This window comes from Cellvibrio sp. PSBB006, from assembly GCF_002162135.1.
GTDB lineage: Bacteria > Pseudomonadota > Gammaproteobacteria > Pseudomonadales > Cellvibrionaceae > Cellvibrio.
On record NZ_CP021382.1, the window covers coordinates 5,001,796 to 5,019,118 of the forward strand.

Sequence of the window (17,323 nt, forward strand, 5' to 3'; positions counted from 1 at the left end):
ATTATTCAGTGAGAGTTCTTATTCGTGAAATTCGTAAGGTGCCGGGAAGCCCATTTCCGTGAGAATTCGGGTTTCCAGACTCTCCATTTCCTCTGCCTCGGGGTCGGTTATATGGTCATATCCCAATAAATGCAAGGTCCCATGGACCACCATATGCGCCCAGTGAGCTTCCAGGGTTTTATGCTGCTCGACCGCCTCACGTTCTACGACCGGGGCGCAGATGACGAGATCCCCCAATAAAGGTAAATTCAACTCGGGTGGAATGTCGGCAGGGAAGGAGAGGACATTAGTAGGCTTGTCTTGCTGGCGATAGCGCAGGTTCAGTTCCTGGCTTTCGGGCTCATCAACAATGTAAACACTGACTTCGGTGTCCGGCCGGTCCAGATCAGGCACTGCCGTCAGGGCAGTGCTGATCCAGTGTTCGATATGCTCGGTAACAGGAATGTGTGTGCTGCCGCTGGCAACATCAATATCAACGTGGGTGGTCATGATGATCAGTCGGTCGTGCCCGGTTTCTGCTCGAACTGGTCGTAAGCCTCAACGATGCGTTGTACCAGTGGGTGGCGAACCACGTCTTTGGAGTTGAAGTGGGTGAAGCTGATACCGGCCACATTCTCAAGCACTTCAATAGCGTGACGCAAACCGGATTGTTGGCCGCGCGGTAAGTCAATCTGGGTTGGATCGCCGGTGATGACTGCTGTGGTGCCGAAGCCGATGCGTGTGAGGAACATCTTCATCTGTTCACGGGTGGTGTTCTGGCTTTCATCGAGGATGACAAAAGAATTGTTCAATGTGCGACCGCGCATAAAGGCCAGTGGCGCTACCTCGATGACACCGCGCTCCATCAACTTGCCGACCGTTTCGAAGCCCAGCATTTCGAACAGAGCGTCATAAAGCGGACGCAGGTAAGGATCGACCTTTTGCGCCAGGTCACCGGGCAGGAAGCCCAGTTTTTCCCCTGCTTCGACCGCTGGGCGTACCAGGAGAATACGTTCCACTTCATCCTTCAGCAGCGCTTCAACCGCACAGGCGACGGCGAGGTAGGTTTTACCGGTACCGGCCGGTCCGACGCCGAAGTTAATGTCATTGTCCTGCACTGAACGCACGTAGCGCTGCTGATTCAAACCGCGCGGCTTGATGGTGCATTTTTTGGTGCGAATCAGGGTAATGCCGGCGCTGGTATCTTCGTTGTCCTGTTCATGGGCTGTATCAGTGCCAGCGTCGTAAGGGGTGTTCAGTTGTTCCATAAGGGCCTCTATGCCGGAAGTTTGCAGGGCGAGATGGATCTCATCCGGCGTCAGCTCGACATTGTCGGTTTCTCGGTAAAGGTGGCGTAATAACTCGGCGGCGGCCTGGGTGGGTTGTGTTTCACCGACCAGGGCAAATTCATTGCCGCGGTTACGGATTTCCACATTCAGGCGTTGTTCGATCTGGCGCAGGTGTTGGCCGAACTGACCGCAGAGGTTGGCGAGACGTCGGCTATCATCCGGTTCCAGGGTCAATTGACGGGTGATAGCGTCGGGGCTGGTAACTACATGGCTATTCATCAATGGAGGTTCGAGGCTCTTTTGGCAATACACGGTTAAAGACTAAACCATTCCCGGAATGGGTAAAAGCCTCTTGATCGGCCAATTGATTCTTTCCAACGCTTTTTTACTAACCTTCGGTTATAGAAACCAGGCCTACTCTTTCGGTGGTTTGCGAGCCAGGCGCCATCGCTGGAGCCACTGGTCATGCTCGAACAACAATACGATCACCAGCGATAAAGCGAAGGGAATCAGCAGATAAAACAATCTGAAGACCAGCAGCGCGGCTATCACATCGGCGGGATTCACATCCGGCAACGCCAGCAGGAACACCACCTCCAGCACCCCGAGCCCACCCGGCGCGTGGGAGACCAGCGCAGCGGAGAAGGAGGCGAGGAATATGCCCAATACCAGAAGGAAACCAGGGTTGCTGGCGGAAGGCAACGCAAAATAAATAATGGCTGCCGCGCCGATCAATTCCAACGGACCAATGATCAATTGACGCAACACGATATGCAAACGGGGATACTGCAGACGGAAATTACGGATGCGCAAGGATTTGAGACGCAGACTGCTGCCGACAACGTAAAGCCCCACCATGGCCAGCATTGCTACGCCACTGGCAATGGGAACCCACAGTGCTAGGTCCTCAAAAAAGCGATTCAGTAGCCGAGGTTCAATCAGCAGCACGATGCCACCCAGCAGAATAGAACCCAGGGTGAAGGTAAACGAGCAGAACGCCACCAGCACACCGACGTCGGCGCCGCTCAAACCCTTTGCTGTGTAGGCACGGTAGCGCACCACAGCACCGGAAAACACCGAAGCGCCAATGTTATGGCCGATGGCATAGGCAGTAAATGAGGCCGCCGCGATATAACCCCAGGATATTTTTTTACGCAGGTGGAGCAAGGCAAGACGATCGTAGCCAGCAAGGGCTGCGTAGGCGAGAAGGGTGGCGAGGGCTGACAACAGCCAGCCAGTGACAGGTATTGCATTGAGGCTGTCGACGATATCGTCGAAAGAGATGTCGCGTAGCTGATGGAACAACAACCAAGCCGAAAATCCTACCGCAGCCAGTCCAATAATCGGCCACACGTAGTCCTTGTTCAACCTCATCATGTAGTTCCTTACCTAATCAAGCGCTGCCGGATCTTTTACCGGGGCGAAAAGTTGAGTCTGGTGTGGAGCGGTATATTGGCGATGCTAGCAATAGGCAGTGAAAAGCATCAGCACCAATCAGCATCAAGCTCCGAACTGATCAAGGTACCGCGCAATGAATTGGGCAGCGCTTCCTCGATCAGGATATCCGCAAACTTACCGATCAACGCCGGGTTATCGCAGCGGAAATTCACCACGCGGTTGTTTTCCGTGCGACCGCATAATTGGCCGGGGTCTTTGCGCGAATAGCCGTTGACCAGTATGCGCTCTGTGTTGCCGACCATCCGTCTGCTGATACCCATAGCTTGCTGGATCAGGCGGTCTTGCAGTATTTGCAGGCGTTGCTTCTTGACCTCTTCCGGTGTTTCATCCGGCAAGTCGGCTGCGGGGGTGCCTGGACGTGGGCTGTAGATAAAGCTGAAGGAGGTGTCGAAGTCCATATCGTGGATCAACTTCATGGTGGCTTCGAAGTCCGCATCTGTCTCGCCGGGAAAGCCGATAATAAAATCGGATGAGAAGCTGATGTTGGGACGAATTTTCTTCAGGCGACGCAGTTTGGATTTGTATTCGAGCGCCGTGTGGCCGCGTTTCATCGCCATAAGAATGCGGTCGGAGCCACTTTGAACGGGCAGATGCAAGTGGCTGACCAGCTCGGGCACGTCGTTGTATACATCAATCAAGGCATCACTGAATTCCACCGGATGCGAGGTGGTGAAACGGATGCGGTCGATACCCTCAACGGCCGCCACATATGTAATCAGCTCCGCCAGATCCACCACCGTGCCGTCTTTACCGGCACCGCGATAGGCGTTCACGTTCTGACCGAGTAAATTCACCTCACGTACACCTTGACCGGCCAGGTGGACAATCTCGGCCATGACATCGGCCATCGGGCGGCTCACTTCTTCACCGCGGGTATAAGGAACGACGCAGAAGGTACAGTATTTGGAGCAACCTTCCATAATCGACACAAAGGCACTGACACCATCTGCATCGGGCTGGGGCAGGCGGTCGAATTTTTCAATCTCGGGAAAACTGATATCCACCACCACAGCACCGTTTTCGCGCTTGGTCTCCATCATTTCCGGCAGGCGGTGCAGGGTTTGCGGGCCGAAGATCAGGTCAACATAAGGCGCTCGCTCGGCAATGGCGGCGCCCTCCTGACTGGCGACACAGCCACCGACGCCGATCACCAGGTTGGGATTCTTCTTTTTTAGCTGCTTCCAGCGGCCCAACTCATGAAACAACTTTTCCTGCGCCTTTTCGCGGATGGAGCAGGTATTAATCAGGATAACGTCCGCATCTTCCGGGTTTTCCGTCGCCACCATGTTGTGCGACTCCCCCAGCAAATCGCGCATGCGCGAGGAGTCATACTCGTTCATCTGACAACCGTGGGTCTTGATGTACAGCTTCTTGGTTGTGGTTTCGGTGGTGGTCATGGCAGCAAACCTGATCAAAAATTACGCAGAAAACTCGGGCGCGCATTATAGCGGCCTTGGGTGGTAAAGCCTATAGGTCGATGAGCCTGGGACAAATTAGCGAATCTTTCGGCCGGATTTTGTACGAACTGCATAAAAAATGATTGAGCTACAATGGCGCTTAATTTATTCTTTGCGCCTCCCAAATGGACTTCCCTGAGTGGCCATAACATGTTGAAAATCCTCCCCTCGCTTCAAAGCATCTCCAACTTTTCCCGTTTTCCTGCAGTGATCATGATTTTGTTCTCTCTGACTGCCTGCGGTGGTGGTGGAGGGGGCGGTGGAAACGGTGGGAAACCAACTCCCCCGCCATCCGATCCTTTTGCTGACCTTGATCCGGCAGTGATGAACACGACTTTTAAGAAGTTGAGTGATACGCGTTATACCGGTAAAACCACTACAGCGGAAATCAATGAAGAAACGCTCCCGGTATATGTGGAGTATTTATTTCAGAGGGAAAATGATGGTGTCGTCAGCCCAGGTTTTAAACCATCCTCCTCATCGGTTGAAGAACAAAAAATTAAAAAATCAAACCGTCAGCCGCAATTGTTCATGAATGAAATTGCATCTGATTTGACAAAACATATCGATGTGGCGCGGCTTCAAAAAGGCAGCCTTGCTGATGAGGAAGTTGACGAACGAATTGACTGCGATGAATCTGGTTATTTCACGGTGAAAGGAATAGAAAGCGAAAGCCATGCTGAAGTGGTTGTGACTTACTTTTCTTGCCGTTTTGACGGGGTTTTATACAACGGCAAATATGCCGTTGTGGGCGATTATTACGAAGACGCTTCGCAGGAAGGCCTTTATTATGATCGGCTTAGCGTGACATTGAATGGCCAGCGTTGGATTGCTTCCGGTTACTCTTCAAGAGAATTCTCTTACTCTAGCTTTTATGGTTACACCTTTGTTCATTACGTCACGCTTACTAATGAAACAAACAATGAACAATATAAATTGGAAAATCTCACCGAAAACGTCAATTATTATGAGGTTTATACGCCCCGCATTAACGGGACTTTATTTATTGGTTCGCTCGGTAAAGTTACTGTCATACCTACCCAAGTAGGATCTAACATAAAAATATCCGGCTCAGGCGAAGCGGTGGGGCATGTTAATTTCCATGATTATGCCGTAATTGTCGCTATTGATTACGATGGTGATGATGTTCTCGATGTCGGTACCAGCCTTGCAGACTTTTTTCAGTTTGATAGCTTTGCGGCGACAGATCCTGTATTTGTTCCCATAGATGACATTAATTTCCCTCCACAGATTTATTATTTTTATTGGGAAAATTGGTCCGCCACGACATTGACGCCCCTGGTTGTTACTCCACCCGACACTTATGATGTAGAGAATGATCCTCTAAGTATTTCTTATGAATGGTACATCAACAATGTGCTCTCTTCTCTGAGCAGCTCTACCACCTTTCCCGCTAATGTCGCTGTGTATGGTGATACGGTGAGTGTTGTTGCTGTGGTTTCAGATGGCTTCAATACTACTCGTAGTTCGCGCCTGGATATTTACATCGATGATGCCCCCGGTGTTGTCAGTATTGACACCCCGACAGAAAATGTAATACCCGGTGAATTGGTGGCATTTTCTGCCGTATTAATTGATCCTGATAATGGCAATGTCCCTCAAGCATTGCCCATGATTTCTGCTCCGCCGGGTGCGGTCATTGATGAAGATGGACAGGTAGAATGGATTGCGACGGCACCGTTGTTCGGCAACGTCATGTCATATAGCTTTGTTTTTGATGCATCTACAGATGAATACTATGAAACGAAGGTTGAACGTCAGGTAACTGTAACTGATGCCACTAAAAAGATGCCAACGGCTTATTCGGATATCAGGACGTCGACACGTCCACATTCCTTGTGGGTCGGCGATTTTGATGGTGATGACAATAATGAAATATTGACCACAGATGGGAATGAGCGGGTGATGTTGGTTTCTTTCACTGGTGAGGGTTACGAACAGTCCTGGTTGTATCCATTATCGTTAAATACTGAAAATAATATCATTCGAGTGTTGCCCGCCGATCTTGATGAAGATTCTGCGCAGGAAATCCTCGTGCTTGGCAATCGTAATATCAACATCATTCTGGATCTCGATGCACCAGCAGAACAAATTGAATTGTTGGAGGACAGTTATTTTCACGCAGCCCAGATTGCTGACATTGATGTCGACGGGACACCTGAATTGATCACGCTGGTTAGCGATAGCAGTTATTACGGCTCTCAACCGCGTTTGGTGGTGTATGACTTGCCCTCAGGCGAGCAGTTGCGAAGCATCAATCTGGTTTCTCCTGCCGAAGAGCTCGTGGTAGGTAATGTTGATGAAGATTCCGCTTTGGAGGTTGTGCTGTCCAATGGGTTGGTTTATGACACAGTAACCTGGGCTAATCAGTGGTACTACGGAGATGGTTTCGGATCCAAACTCGATTTGGGTGATGTGGATAATAATGGAGTCGAGGAGATTATTTCGCTCAGAGATACTTACAGCGCTAGTGTCGTAATTTTTGATGCGGTTGCTAAAAGCCAGCGCATGAGTATCGATGACCTATATGCCTGTAATATTTTAGTGAATAATTTTGACGCCGACGCCCAGGCAGAGATTCTGGTAAGTTCCTGCGGATGGGATGAGTCAACTATTTATGATGTTGCCAGTGGAGCCGCAGTTATCGATCGAACACTGAGTGAAACGGAATACAGCAATGCCTATGGTCTTGCCATAGGTGATTCGAATAACGATGGCATTAATGAAATCCATCAGGCTGGTGGTGGAACATCACTGACTGTGCTGTTCAGTGATGACCAATGGAACAATGGCACATACTGGGATTATTTTTCTGCAGCTGGTTGGCTGAATCGCACTCCTGACGCTGAACAGGAATCGGTGTTTATTGTGCAGCAGCGGGGTGATGCCCAGGGTCAACATTTGCTTTTTGTGCAAGAGAATGGCGCTACGGAAAAGTCTGCTTTACTTAATTCGTGGACCACGAGTGGATTGCAAGGCGTAACCACAGATTATGATCAGAATGGCTACGGGGATGTCTTCTTCATAGGCGCAAATGATTACTACTCTGGGCAGGAGTTTCAGGCATTCCAGGCCAGCAATCTGAGTGAAATCTGGTCATCAGGCTCCACTGAGTACAACAGCGGTTTAAGGGCTCCCACTGCATTCGATATTAATGGCGATGACCTGATGGATGGCATCTATATTGATGATAACAAGCTGATTATGACGGACATCAGTGAAGCAGCAATTATTTCCAGCGATATCGTGAATAATCAAATTAGGGATTACGCTATCGTAGACAGGCCTGATCTTGACACCATTGATGTCATCGTCTCTTCCTGGAACGAGTTGCAAGTGTGGCGGAAGGACGGGGTTTCCTTCAGCCTTGTGATGACAACACCGGTGAACTGTGAGCGCCTTTTGGCACGGGAAGAGCAAGGACAGGTGAAAATATACTGTTACGGTAGTATCGAATATGAAACCGGCCTGTTGGGTTTCAGTTATCAGGATGATGTTTTTGATGAAGCTATAAAATCATGGGAAATTCCAGGTTATCTGATTGATATGGCTTTTTCGGCTGATCCTGCGCAACCCTCTCATTTGTATATCGGTGCACGTAACCCAACCAGTTACTATGACGACCACTTCATTGGCGCGTTCGATCTGGAGTCCGGCGGTTTAATTGGCAAGATGAATATATTGGGCTCATTTTCCTCGCGCAGTATTTTTAACCGGGTAGCGGACGAAGGTGAGTCGCGCCTGATGTTCAACACCGATAAGGCAATGTACCTCGTTCACTAGACGGTGGACTCACACCGACAAGGGTGCTGCCGCGCCCTTGTCCTCCTGTAAAAGCCTGATCGGTCGCTTAGGCGAGAAACCTCCCGAATTGTGCTATCCTTCGCGCCCTTCGTCCCATCGGTCGGTATCCGGCCATCTGCAACGCATATTCAGAGAGTTATATGGCAGTTAAACCCACTTACAAGGTCATTTTCCTTAATCAAGGGCAGGTGTATGAGGTCTTTGCTCGGGCCATATACCAGAGCGAGATGTATGGATTTATCGAAGTTGAGGAGTTTGTCTTTGGCGAGCGCAGTCAGCTGCTGGTTGATCCGGCGGAAGAGCGCTTGAAGAATGAATTTGCAGGCGTGAAACGCTCTTATATTCCCATGCATGCCATTGTGCGCATTGATGAAGTGGAAAAAGAAGGTTCAGCCAAGATCAGCGAATTCAAGGGCAGCGACAAGGTAGCCCAGTTTCCCTACGGCGGTTTTATACCTAATCCTGGCTCGGGAGAGTAGCAACGCGTTTATACATCAACGCCCTGAGAAAGAACCCGGCGGCCCGGTCTTTTTAGATCGGGCCGCTTTTTTTTGCGGTTCGATAAAGGGTATGCTCACCGCATATTGATTGATGGAGTCCTGATTCATGATGGCGGAAGCGTTGGTAACTTATCTGCACTACTTGGGTTTTATGGTGTTGTTTGCGGCGTTGGTTGCCCAGCACCTGCTGTTTGTGACGGAAGCGAACCCTCAGCAAATCAAACGTCTTTTTATTCTGGATGGTATGTATGGTGGCGCCGCTATCCTGGTGTTGCTAACGGGGTTGGGTAAGGTGTTCTGGGTGGGCAAGCCCGCGATCTTTTATGCCCAGAATGGATTGTTTCATGCAAAGGTTACGCTGTTTGTCATTGTGGCCTTGTTGTCCATCTGGCCTACGCTGGTGTTTTTCAAAGCGCGTAGACGCTCGGCTAATCTGCCCCCGGATACCCTGATGCCCCTCCCGGCCAAAATCCGACTGGTGCAACGTATCGAGTTGCTGGCTGTTGTGCTCTTGCCCTTGCTTGCCGTCTTCATGGCGCGCGCCTGATGCCGCAAAACCATCCACGTTATCCCTCAACAACTAACCCGGCTGAACCGCTGGTTCTGGCGATAGACCAGGGCGGCCAGAGCAGTCGGGTAGCCGTGTATCGCACTACCGGGGAGCAGGTCAGTATGTTCTCTGCTCCCTGTGCGACACACACTTATTCGGATGAACAGCAGCATGTTCATGTTGAGCAGGATGGCGAGGAAATTCTCGGCGGCATTCGCACCTGCTTTGAAGGCATGATTGATGAGTTGGGCGAGACGATCCGCAATGTCACGGCTGCCGGTTTTGCGGGGCAGGGGTCATCATTACTTTGCTGGCAACGTGAAACCGGAGCCGCTTTATCGCCAGTATTGAGCTGGCAGGATCGGCGTGCTGAATCCTGGCTGCACAATTTTCCGCTCTCCCAAAATGAAGTGCAGCAGCGAACGGGGATTCGCATTTCTCCCCACTATGGCGCGAGTAAAATTCGCTGGTGCCTTGATCATATCGAGGCCGTCAAATCAGCAGCGAATTCAAACCAGTTGATGATCGGTCCCATAGCCAGTTACCTATTTTCCAATCTGCTGCGCAATGAAACGGCGCAAACGTTTATCGACCCAGGGCATGCGCAACGCACGCTGTTGTGGAATCTGTTTACCCATGAGTGGGATGGTGATTTGTTGGATTGTTTTCGGATCGATCCAGTGATCTTGCCGGTATGTGCCTGGCATAACAGTGTGTTCGGCCACTTGACCATGCGTGGCCATAATATTCCGTTGAACAGTTCTCAGCGCGATCAGGGGGCATCGCTCTTTGCACGCGGTATGCCTGAGGCGGATGCGTGTTATATCAATATCGGTACCGGTGCGTTTATACAACGTGTAACCAGCCAACTTGAGGCCCCGGCGGGATTATTGGTCAGCCCGCTATGGTTACCTGATCCAGCCAGTGCTTCCTCTACACCGCTTTACGCGTGGGAAGCGACGGTTAATGGCGCAGCGGCGGCTATTGATTGGCTGCAGACGGAAATCGATACAGAAATTACCCCCAATCTTATCGACACTGCCCTGGCAACAGCGTTAACAAAATCGAATGCGTATTTTTTAAATGCCGTCGGTGGTTTGAGTGCGCCTTATTGGCGAACCGATCTGAGCTCTCGTTTCAGCGAAGCATTGGCGCCCCTGGAAAAAATTCAAGTCTGGCTGGAAAGTGTGGTGTTTCAGCTGTTGGTTAATTTCCATTTGATGCAATCGCTGGGTCCGGTAAAACGTATTTATATCAGTGGCGGATTGAGTCGGGCTGATGGACTGTGTCAACGACTGGCAGATTTAACGGGCGTGACAGTTCACCGCAGTGATAACACCGATGCCACCTTGCAAGGCGTTGCTTTCACAACGGCAGGTATGCCTGCCCAATGGCAGCCGCAATATAATGATGAGCAATTTGTTGCTACGCACAATCCGTTGCTACAGCAGCGATTTCTGGCGTGGCAAGGTGCGCTGCATGTGTGGTTGGGCAATTCATAGTGTGACCAGCAATCTGCTATATCTAACGGGACATTTTTATGCATTACGACGTGGTGGTGATCGGCGCAGGGATTCAGGGGGCTGGCGTTGCGCAAGCGGCGGCAGCGGCCGGCTATTCTGTGCTGGTGCTTGAGCAACAAGCGATTGCTGCGGGTACTTCCAGTAAATCATCCAAATTAATCCATGGCGGTTTGCGTTATCTGGAGAGCGCCCAATTTGGTTTGGTGCGCGAAAGCTTACGCGAGCGCGCATTGTTATTAAAACTGGCACCTGACCTGGTCAAACTGCAACCCCTACATATTCCGATTTATCAGGATTCCAAGCGTTCGCCTTTAACAATCCGCGCCGGTTTGAGTATGTATTCCGTACTTGCCGGGCTGAGTAATACCGCCCATTTTCGCAGTTTGCCCCAGAGCGAATGGGATACGTTAACGGGATTAAAACAGGACGGATTGCGCGAAGTGTTTCGCTATTACGAAGCACAAACGGATGATGCTGCCTTGACGGCGGCGGTGTTGCGCTCTGCGTTATCGCTCGGTGCCGAGGCATTGATCCCCGCCCGTTTTATCGCTGCCGAAGTGCAGGGTACGCAGGTTCATATTGATTACCACTACCAAGGGCAAGAGCACGCCGTGACCGCGAGTGTGTTGATGAATTGCAGCGGCCCCTGGGCGCTGGATGTGTTGGCCCGCATCTTTCCTGCACACACGTTGCCCGCAGTAGAATTAGTGCAGGGCAGCCATTTGCTGTTGCCGCCTTTGTTGCAACAATATTTTTACCTGGAAGCGCCGCAGGATAAACGCGCGGTATTTGTTTTGCCCTGGAAACAGCAATTGCTTATCGGTACAACAGAAACCATTCATCATGGACCGCCGGAAGGAGCACGTTGCCTCGATAGCGAAAAAGCGTATTTGCTGGCGACGTTAAAACATTATTTTCCCGCGCTGGATCTTTCCGGTGTGCCGGTCTCAGGTTTTGCCGGATTGCGCGTGTTGCCGCGCAGCGAAAAGAGCGCATTTTTTCGGCCGCGCGAAGTGTTGCTGGATGTGGATAATGCGGAGTGCCCGCGCGTGTTGTCGCTGATGGGCGGGAAATTAACCACCTATCGCCCGACGGCGCAAATGGCGCTTGATCGTGTTCGTGCGGCGCTGCCGGAGCGGCAAGCACGCGGTGATACCGCTCAATTGCCGCTATATCCGGAATAAATTGTTGATGGATTAACGGGTAACTTTTACAAACTCGATATCATATTTGCCGTGCACGGGTTGGGCCTGGAAAATTTTGGCATTGGGATAAAATTCCCTGTGCACATCCAATAAATTTTTCTTGTCATCCACCGACATATAAGCACCGAGGTAAATGGTGCTGACCGCCTTGCTCAAAAAAGGTCGATCATCAAACCAATCCATGTCGTTGTTACTTTTGCTGCTCGGTTCTGTCAGTGCGTTATAGAAACAACGCCATTCATGTTCGCCGCTGGCTACCGCAGACTTGCACAATAATTTATCGAGAAAGCCGGTTTGTAAATTCGGTTTTTCATTATAAATCGCGGCGTTTAACTGTTCCTTGAGGGTGGTAATTTCGGGGCGGATCTGCCGATACTCTATCGGGCGCAACGCATCTGCCGCATCGGGGTTAACTCCCAGCTCATACACGTGGAAACGGATCACGGCGCCGCGATGGTTGTCCGCATGCCGCTGCCAGCAGGGCAGGTTATCCGGCTTATCGCTGAAGCAGCAGATGCGCAGGTGGCGAGTAAAGTGTCGCCAGTCGGCCATCAGGGTATCAATGTCGGCCTGCCGTTGATCAACCATCTTTGACAGCAACTCCATCAATGCAGCCGAGGCTTCGGCTTCGGCCGGCGTTTCAAACCGCCCGTCATCCCGCCAGCGGCGAATGCCATTTATCAGCAACGAATTGCCGTGAGGCGCACTGGGGGAAAAAATCATGGCGATGGTGGTACGGATCACTTCATTCAGCATGGAGTGTGGATCAAAACTCAACCCGGTACGGTGGTCCAGCTCGAAGGGATCGCCAAACAAATGCGGCGAACTCCAGCGCAGAGTATGGGAAGTTAACATCCTGGTTGCCGTCTCGGCTGTACAGAATTTGGACAAGGTTTCCGGGTATTCGAACACGTTGGGTCCTATGGGTGGCAATTTATTTTAATAATTAATTCGCTTATCTCGGCTACCGATGACAAAACATGTCCTCACAAATAGAACCGTTGTCGATAAGCCGCTACTGGCACACAAGAGCTGGTTTGATTACAGCAGTAAAGTCCACAATCTTCAAACCCGCGGGATAAACAATTTCCCGATGGTGGTAGTGCCGTTAGAGCAGTGCCGTTAGAATAGCCGCATTTAGCGCATTGTCACCAGGCTGCTTTGTAACTACCCCATCCACTGTCTTAACCGCCTTTGTGCGGATCACTGCTGAGGACCATTCGTGAACTTTACCGGCGCCCATATTCTCTCCATTGAACAATTTGAACGTGCTGATATCCAGCGTGTCTTCGACGTGGCGGATGCCATGGAGCCCTACGCCCTGCGTCGACGAATGACGCGGGTACTTGAAGGCGCCATCCTGGGTAACATGTTCTTTGAAGCCAGTACCCGAACGCGTATCAGTTTTGGTTGTGCATTCAATTTGTTGGGCGGCGAGGTGCGCGAAACCACCGGTTTTGAAAGCTCTTCGATCACCAAGGGCGAATCCCTCTATGACACCGCCCGGGTTTTATCGGGCTACAGCGACGTCATCTGTATGCGCCATCCCCAGTCGGGTTCGGTGGCCGAGTTTGCCCAGGCCAGTCGTGTGCCGGTCATCAATGGGGGTGACGGTGCTAACGAACATCCCACCCAGGCATTACTGGATCTCTATACCATTCGCAAAGAGTTACGTTCCAGAGGGCGCGGGCTGGACGGCTTGCGGATTGCGATGATCGGCGACTTAAAGCATGGCCGTACCGTTCATTCGCTGTGCAAGCTCTTGTGTCTGTTCGATAAGGTGCAGGTCACTCTGGTGTCGCCCCGTGAATTGGCGATGCCGGAATATCTGGTTGAAGAGTTGCGCAAAGTCGGGCACAGCGTAGTGGTGACTGACGACCTGCCGCACAGTATCTCCAAGGTGGACATTGCCTACTCGACCCGAATTCAGGAAGAGCGCTTTTCCAGTAAGGAAGAGGCCGATCTCTACCGCGGGCGCTTTCGCCTCAACCAATCTATTTACACTCAGTACTGCGAACCCAACACCGTCATCATGCATCCCTTGCCACGCGATTCCCGGGCGGATGCCAATGAGCTGGACAACGACCTGAACCAGAACCCCAATCTGGCGATTTTTCGTCAGGCGGATAACGGCGTGCTGGTGCGCATGGCGCTGTTTGCGCTGGTGTTGGATGTGGTGGATCAGGTGGATAAGAGCGCGCGCGATGTGGGCTGGTATAACGCCCTGCGGACGAATGAGGGTTGATGTTTGAGACGTGAGCCACGGCGAGTCATGTCGCCGTGGTTTGGTGATCAGGACAACAATTGCTGGATTTTATTGAGCAGGTTTTTTTCCGCCAGGGGTTTGCGCAGGTATTCACGGATGCCGATAAACCGGTCGGGGATGGGACCATCCGGTGCGTCTTCATCCAGCATCAACACCACGGGTATGATGGCTGTTTTGTCGCTGCGAGTGAGGTGACGGCAGAAACGGTGATCATCCTCCGCCGCTGTACCCGCATCAATCAGGATGACGTCGGGCCGCACGTCGAACGCAATCTCCAACCCTTCATCCAGGGCTTCCGCCGTCAGAATGTTGCAATGCTGTTGCAGGATACTGGTTACGCGTCGCAGGTCATCCGCTTCACTGTCGACGATCAACACCGTCTTGTGAATCACCACTTCATCCACCAGCGCGCGGTTGCGCCCGCTGCGTTTGGCTTTATAAAGTGCCCGGTCGGCGCATTTGATCAGCTCTTCCAGATTGTGTCCCGCCGTGCGCGGGCAGGTTGCGCCGCCGATACTGACGGTTGCCACCGCGCTGGTTGGCGACACTTCGTGAAGCAGACCCAATGCCTCGACCGCTTTATTGATCGATCCGGCCACGCGAAATGCGCCCACGCTGTCGGTCTCGGGCAGCAGCACGATAAATTCTTCACCGCCGTAGCGGCCCAGTAAATCCAGCGGACGTCGCAGGCAGCTTTTAATGGCCTGGGTGATCTTCTTCAGGCAGGCATCACCGGCCGGGTGGCCGTAGTGATCGTTGAATAGCTTGAAATGGTCCACGTCAATCATCAACGCGCTTACAGGCTGTTGCTGGCGGGTGGCGACCAACCATTGTTGTTCCGCCTGCTCGGTAAAGGTACGGCGATTGTAAATCTGGGTCAGACTGTCCAGCTGGCTGAGCGCTTCGAGTTCGGCATTGAGGCGGTTTAACTGGTCGCGCATCTCGGCGATCCGCTCCATGGCACGGATCTTGGCTTTGATGATCATGTAGCTGACGGGCTTGATCAGGTAATCATCGCCGCCGGCCTCGATACCTTCCCGGTAACTCTCATCTTCATTACGACCGGTGACAAAGATGATGGGAATCCAGTGGCCGCCAAGCCATTCACGGATCAGGCGGGTGGTTTCAAAGCCGTTAAGGCCGGGCATTTCGACGTCCATGATGATCATGTCCACCGGCGTGTCTTCCAGCAGTTGCAAAGCTTCTTCACCGCTGCGGGCAATCAGCGGCGTGTGACCCGCATCAGTGATGTAGTGACTCATGGCATGGCGCAGGGTGGCGCTGTCTTCGACCAACAGGATCTTCATGAATATCGACTTTTACCCCAATAGATATACCGGAGTGCAATGACAACTCCAGCTTTTATGTGCACTAAGTCTAGTCGCTTTTTATTGCCGTATCGCATTAATCGATGGGCTTTATCTTAGGTGGCGGCGGGCGCCGCGTCGATGATCCGGGTCTGTATAAGGCCGGTTTATAGCCATAGCGTAGGCTGGATCACACCCACAATGGCGACTTATTCAGCCGGTCGGTGGTCGACATAGAACCAACGACCCATAACCTGATGAAACAGCGACACTTCATGATGTTGTTGGAAGTTACCATCATGCCGATAAAGCGCGACAAAACTGACCAACCCTTCGCTGTCATTCTCCTGTCCGGCTTCTGTTGAGATGATTTGCAGTCCTAACCATTCGCAGCTGGCGGCCCAGGCGCGAATCTGATCGGGGCTGCTGCGTTGTCGTTGTTCCGAACTCCAGGTTTGCCACAGGTAGTCAATTTGCAAAAACACATGGGCAGTATAACGGGAGCGCATGAGTTGTTCGGCGGTCCGAGGTGGATGTTCGCCGCTCAGCCTCGGAAGGCAACAGTTACGCAGTGGTGATCCCCTGCCACAGGGACAGTCCTGCTCATGTGCAGCAAGGGGGATCGGGTCATTCGCCTGTGGCATTTTCCACCTCTTTTCGGTATGTTGTGCGGCTATTTTTGTCCAAGAATCTTTTCGAAACCACAAATTTCTGGTTAAACGCCACGGATTTTTTGGCACTGAAAAACTTCCATGTCTGTTATTTAAGTGATTGCCCTTCATGACCACAGAATTCGATGATATCCGCCCCTACCACGATGACGAAGTCCGCCCGACGCTGGATCGTATCCTCGCTGATCCCGAGTTGATTGATGCGGTGGCGCGCCTTAAATTTCCACGCCTGAATTCCTGGGCTGGTGGTTTGCTGCGTCCCCTGGTAAAGCGTGCGCTGGTCAAACAGCTGGCCGGTGTAAATTCGGTGCGCGGCTTTCAGGACGTGGTAGAGAAGTATATGGCGCGCATGATCCGGAATACTACATCGGCATTAACGGTGTCCGGTCTGGAACACCTGGACCCACAACAGGCCTATCTGTTTATCAGTAATCATCGCGATATCGCCATGGACCCGGCGTTTGTGAATTGGTCGCTGTACCACTCCGACTGTAACACCTTGCGCATTGCCATTGGTGACAACCTGCTGACCAAACCTTATGTGTCAGATCTGATGCGCTTGAACAAAAGTTTTATTGTCAACCGCTCAGCCAAAGCGCCCCGTGAGAAATTAAAAGCAGCAAAACATTTGTCGGCGTATATCTATCATTCTATCGTCAACGAGAACAGCAATATCTGGATTGCGCAGCGTGAAGGGCGCGCTAAAGACGGACACGATAAAACCAATTCTGCGGTCATTGGTATGTTGACGATCAACCGCCCCAAGACCCAGGAATTCAGCGATTACGTTAAAGCCCTGCACATTGTGCCTGTGTCTATTTCTTATGAATTCGATCCCTGCGACGCGGCCAAAGCGCGTGAGCTGTATCATCAGCGCACCAGTGGCAGTTATCAAAAAGAACAGCACGAAGATGTGAAAAGCATTGCCATGGGCATTGCCGGCCAGAAAGGCCACGTGCATATAGCCTTCGGTGAGGTACTGAAGGAGGATTATATGGATGCTGACGAAGTTGTCGCGGAAATTGATCGCCAGGTGCTCAGCAATTATGTATTGCACAGCAGTAACTGCTTCGCCTATCAAATGCTCCATGGCACAGTGCCGAAGGTAAATTACTCTGATAAAAATGTTCCGTTCGTGCCGGAAAAGCTCGGGGAACAGCGCCAGCAATTCGAGTTGCGTATGCAGGCTATTCCGACGGAATATCGCGAACTCGTGTTGGCCATGTACGCTAATCCCGTGCTGAGCAAACTGCAGGATTAATTTTTTCGAACGCCCCCCGTGGTGGCGATTGC

The 17,323-nt window shown here is 51.6% G+C and carries 14 protein-coding genes; 7 read left to right on the forward strand and 7 right to left on the reverse strand.

What is annotated here, in order from left to right; genetic code table 11:
- Positions 1–18 precede the first annotated feature (18 nt).
- The 4 genes from ybeY to miaB form a co-directional block, all read right to left on the reverse strand.
- The gene (ybeY, locus tag CBR65_RS20835) at positions 19–489 is read right to left on the reverse strand and encodes an rRNA maturation RNase YbeY (RefSeq protein WP_087468646.1); all 471 of its coding nucleotides are present in this window, start codon (positions 487–489) and stop codon (positions 19–21) included.
- A gap of 5 nt (positions 490–494) precedes the next feature.
- On the reverse strand, positions 495–1,547 hold the full coding sequence (locus CBR65_RS20840; protein ID WP_087468647.1) for a PhoH family protein: 1,053 nt from the start codon (positions 1,545–1,547) through the stop codon (positions 495–497).
- Between the two features lie 135 nt (positions 1,548–1,682).
- The gene (locus tag CBR65_RS20845) at positions 1,683–2,645 is read right to left on the reverse strand and encodes a lysylphosphatidylglycerol synthase domain-containing protein (RefSeq protein WP_087468648.1); all 963 of its coding nucleotides are present in this window, start codon (positions 2,643–2,645) and stop codon (positions 1,683–1,685) included.
- A gap of 107 nt (positions 2,646–2,752) precedes the next feature.
- The gene (gene miaB, locus CBR65_RS20850) at positions 2,753–4,123 is read right to left on the reverse strand and encodes a tRNA (N6-isopentenyl adenosine(37)-C2)-methylthiotransferase MiaB (RefSeq protein ID WP_087468649.1); all 1,371 of its coding nucleotides are present in this window, start codon (positions 4,121–4,123) and stop codon (positions 2,753–2,755) included.
- A 210-nt stretch (positions 4,124–4,333) separates the two neighbouring features.
- Between miaB and CBR65_RS20855 the strand changes: the two genes are divergently transcribed.
- The 5 genes from CBR65_RS20855 (at position 4,334) to CBR65_RS20875 (ending at position 11,765) form a co-directional block, all read left to right on the forward strand.
- The gene (locus tag CBR65_RS20855) at positions 4,334–7,987 is read left to right on the forward strand and encodes a hypothetical protein (protein WP_157672178.1); all 3,654 of its coding nucleotides are present in this window, start codon (positions 4,334–4,336) and stop codon (positions 7,985–7,987) included.
- Positions 7,988–8,148: 161 nt separating this feature from the next.
- The gene (locus CBR65_RS20860; protein ID WP_087468651.1) at positions 8,149–8,487 is read left to right on the forward strand and encodes a DUF1820 family protein; all 339 of its coding nucleotides are present in this window, start codon (positions 8,149–8,151) and stop codon (positions 8,485–8,487) included.
- 127 nt (positions 8,488–8,614) lie between these two features.
- Positions 8,615–9,055 carry a DUF2214 family protein gene (locus CBR65_RS20865; RefSeq protein ID WP_087468652.1) on the forward strand — a complete coding sequence of 147 codons (441 nt, stop codon included), beginning with the start codon at positions 8,615–8,617 and terminating at the stop codon, positions 9,053–9,055.
- A complete protein-coding gene (locus tag CBR65_RS20870; protein WP_087468653.1) occupies positions 9,055–10,560 on the forward strand; it encodes an FGGY family carbohydrate kinase in 1,506 nt (501 codons plus the stop codon). Before CBR65_RS20865 ends, CBR65_RS20870 begins: the two co-directional genes overlap by 1 nt.
- 38 nt (positions 10,561–10,598) lie before the next feature.
- On the forward strand, positions 10,599–11,765 hold the full coding sequence (locus CBR65_RS20875) for a glycerol-3-phosphate dehydrogenase/oxidase (protein WP_087468654.1): 1,167 nt from the start codon (positions 10,599–10,601) through the stop codon (positions 11,763–11,765).
- 12 nt (positions 11,766–11,777) lie between these two features.
- Here the strand turns inward: CBR65_RS20875 and CBR65_RS20880 are convergent, their stop codons facing one another.
- Positions 11,778–12,641, reverse strand: a complete 864-nt coding sequence (locus CBR65_RS20880) for a hypothetical protein (protein ID WP_087468655.1) — start codon at positions 12,639–12,641, stop codon at positions 11,778–11,780.
- Positions 12,642–13,008: 367 nt separating this feature from the next.
- On the opposite strand from CBR65_RS20880, the gene CBR65_RS20885 reads away from it, so the two are divergent.
- A complete protein-coding gene (locus CBR65_RS20885; RefSeq protein ID WP_087468656.1) occupies positions 13,009–14,031 on the forward strand; it encodes an aspartate carbamoyltransferase in 1,023 nt (340 codons plus the stop codon).
- Positions 14,032–14,078: 47 nt separating this feature from the next.
- On the opposite strand, the gene CBR65_RS20890 is transcribed toward CBR65_RS20885, so the two are convergent.
- Positions 14,079–15,359 carry a diguanylate cyclase gene (locus tag CBR65_RS20890; protein WP_087468657.1) on the reverse strand — a complete coding sequence of 427 codons (1,281 nt, stop codon included), beginning with the start codon at positions 15,357–15,359 and terminating at the stop codon, positions 14,079–14,081.
- A gap of 209 nt (positions 15,360–15,568) precedes the next feature.
- Positions 15,569–16,141 (reverse strand): YchJ family protein, encoded by a 573-nt coding sequence (locus CBR65_RS20895; protein WP_369825631.1) that lies wholly within the window; start codon positions 16,139–16,141, stop codon positions 15,569–15,571.
- Here CBR65_RS20895 and CBR65_RS20900 point away from each other — a divergent pair.
- Positions 16,140–17,291: a 1-acyl-sn-glycerol-3-phosphate acyltransferase gene (locus CBR65_RS20900; RefSeq protein ID WP_087468659.1), complete on the forward strand. Its 1,152-nt coding sequence runs from the start codon at positions 16,140–16,142 to the stop codon at positions 17,289–17,291. The two genes, CBR65_RS20895 and CBR65_RS20900, sit on opposite strands and share 2 nt — an antisense overlap.
- Positions 17,292–17,323: the final 32 nt, after the last annotated feature.

Excerpts from the sequence above, each read along its gene's own strand:
- ybeY (WP_087468646.1), bottom strand. The coding sequence starts at position 489 with ATGACCACCCACGTTGATATTGATGTTGCCAGCGGCAGCACACACATT.
- CBR65_RS20840 (WP_087468647.1), bottom strand. The coding sequence starts at position 1,547 with ATGAATAGCCATGTAGTTACCAGCCCCGACGCTATCACCCGTCAATTG.
- CBR65_RS20845 (WP_087468648.1), bottom strand. The coding sequence starts at position 2,645 with ATGATGAGGTTGAACAAGGACTACGTGTGGCCGATTATTGGACTGGCT.
- miaB (WP_087468649.1), bottom strand. The coding sequence starts at position 4,123 with ATGACCACCACCGAAACCACAACCAAGAAGCTGTACATCAAGACCCAC.
- CBR65_RS20855 (WP_157672178.1), top strand. The coding sequence starts at position 4,334 with ATGTTGAAAATCCTCCCCTCGCTTCAAAGCATCTCCAACTTTTCCCGT.
- CBR65_RS20860 (WP_087468651.1), top strand. The coding sequence starts at position 8,149 with ATGGCAGTTAAACCCACTTACAAGGTCATTTTCCTTAATCAAGGGCAG.
- CBR65_RS20865 (WP_087468652.1), top strand. The coding sequence starts at position 8,615 with ATGATGGCGGAAGCGTTGGTAACTTATCTGCACTACTTGGGTTTTATG.
- CBR65_RS20870 (WP_087468653.1), top strand. The coding sequence starts at position 9,055 with ATGCCGCAAAACCATCCACGTTATCCCTCAACAACTAACCCGGCTGAA.
- CBR65_RS20875 (WP_087468654.1), top strand. The coding sequence starts at position 10,599 with ATGCATTACGACGTGGTGGTGATCGGCGCAGGGATTCAGGGGGCTGGC.
- CBR65_RS20880 (WP_087468655.1), bottom strand. The coding sequence starts at position 12,641 with ATGTTAACTTCCCATACTCTGCGCTGGAGTTCGCCGCATTTGTTTGGC.
- CBR65_RS20890 (WP_087468657.1), bottom strand. The coding sequence starts at position 15,359 with ATGAAGATCCTGTTGGTCGAAGACAGCGCCACCCTGCGCCATGCCATG.
- CBR65_RS20900 (WP_087468659.1), top strand. The coding sequence starts at position 16,140 with ATGACCACAGAATTCGATGATATCCGCCCCTACCACGATGACGAAGTC.
- CBR65_RS20895 (WP_369825631.1), bottom strand. The coding sequence starts at position 16,141 with ATGAAGGGCAATCACTTAAATAACAGACATGGAAGTTTTTCAGTGCCA.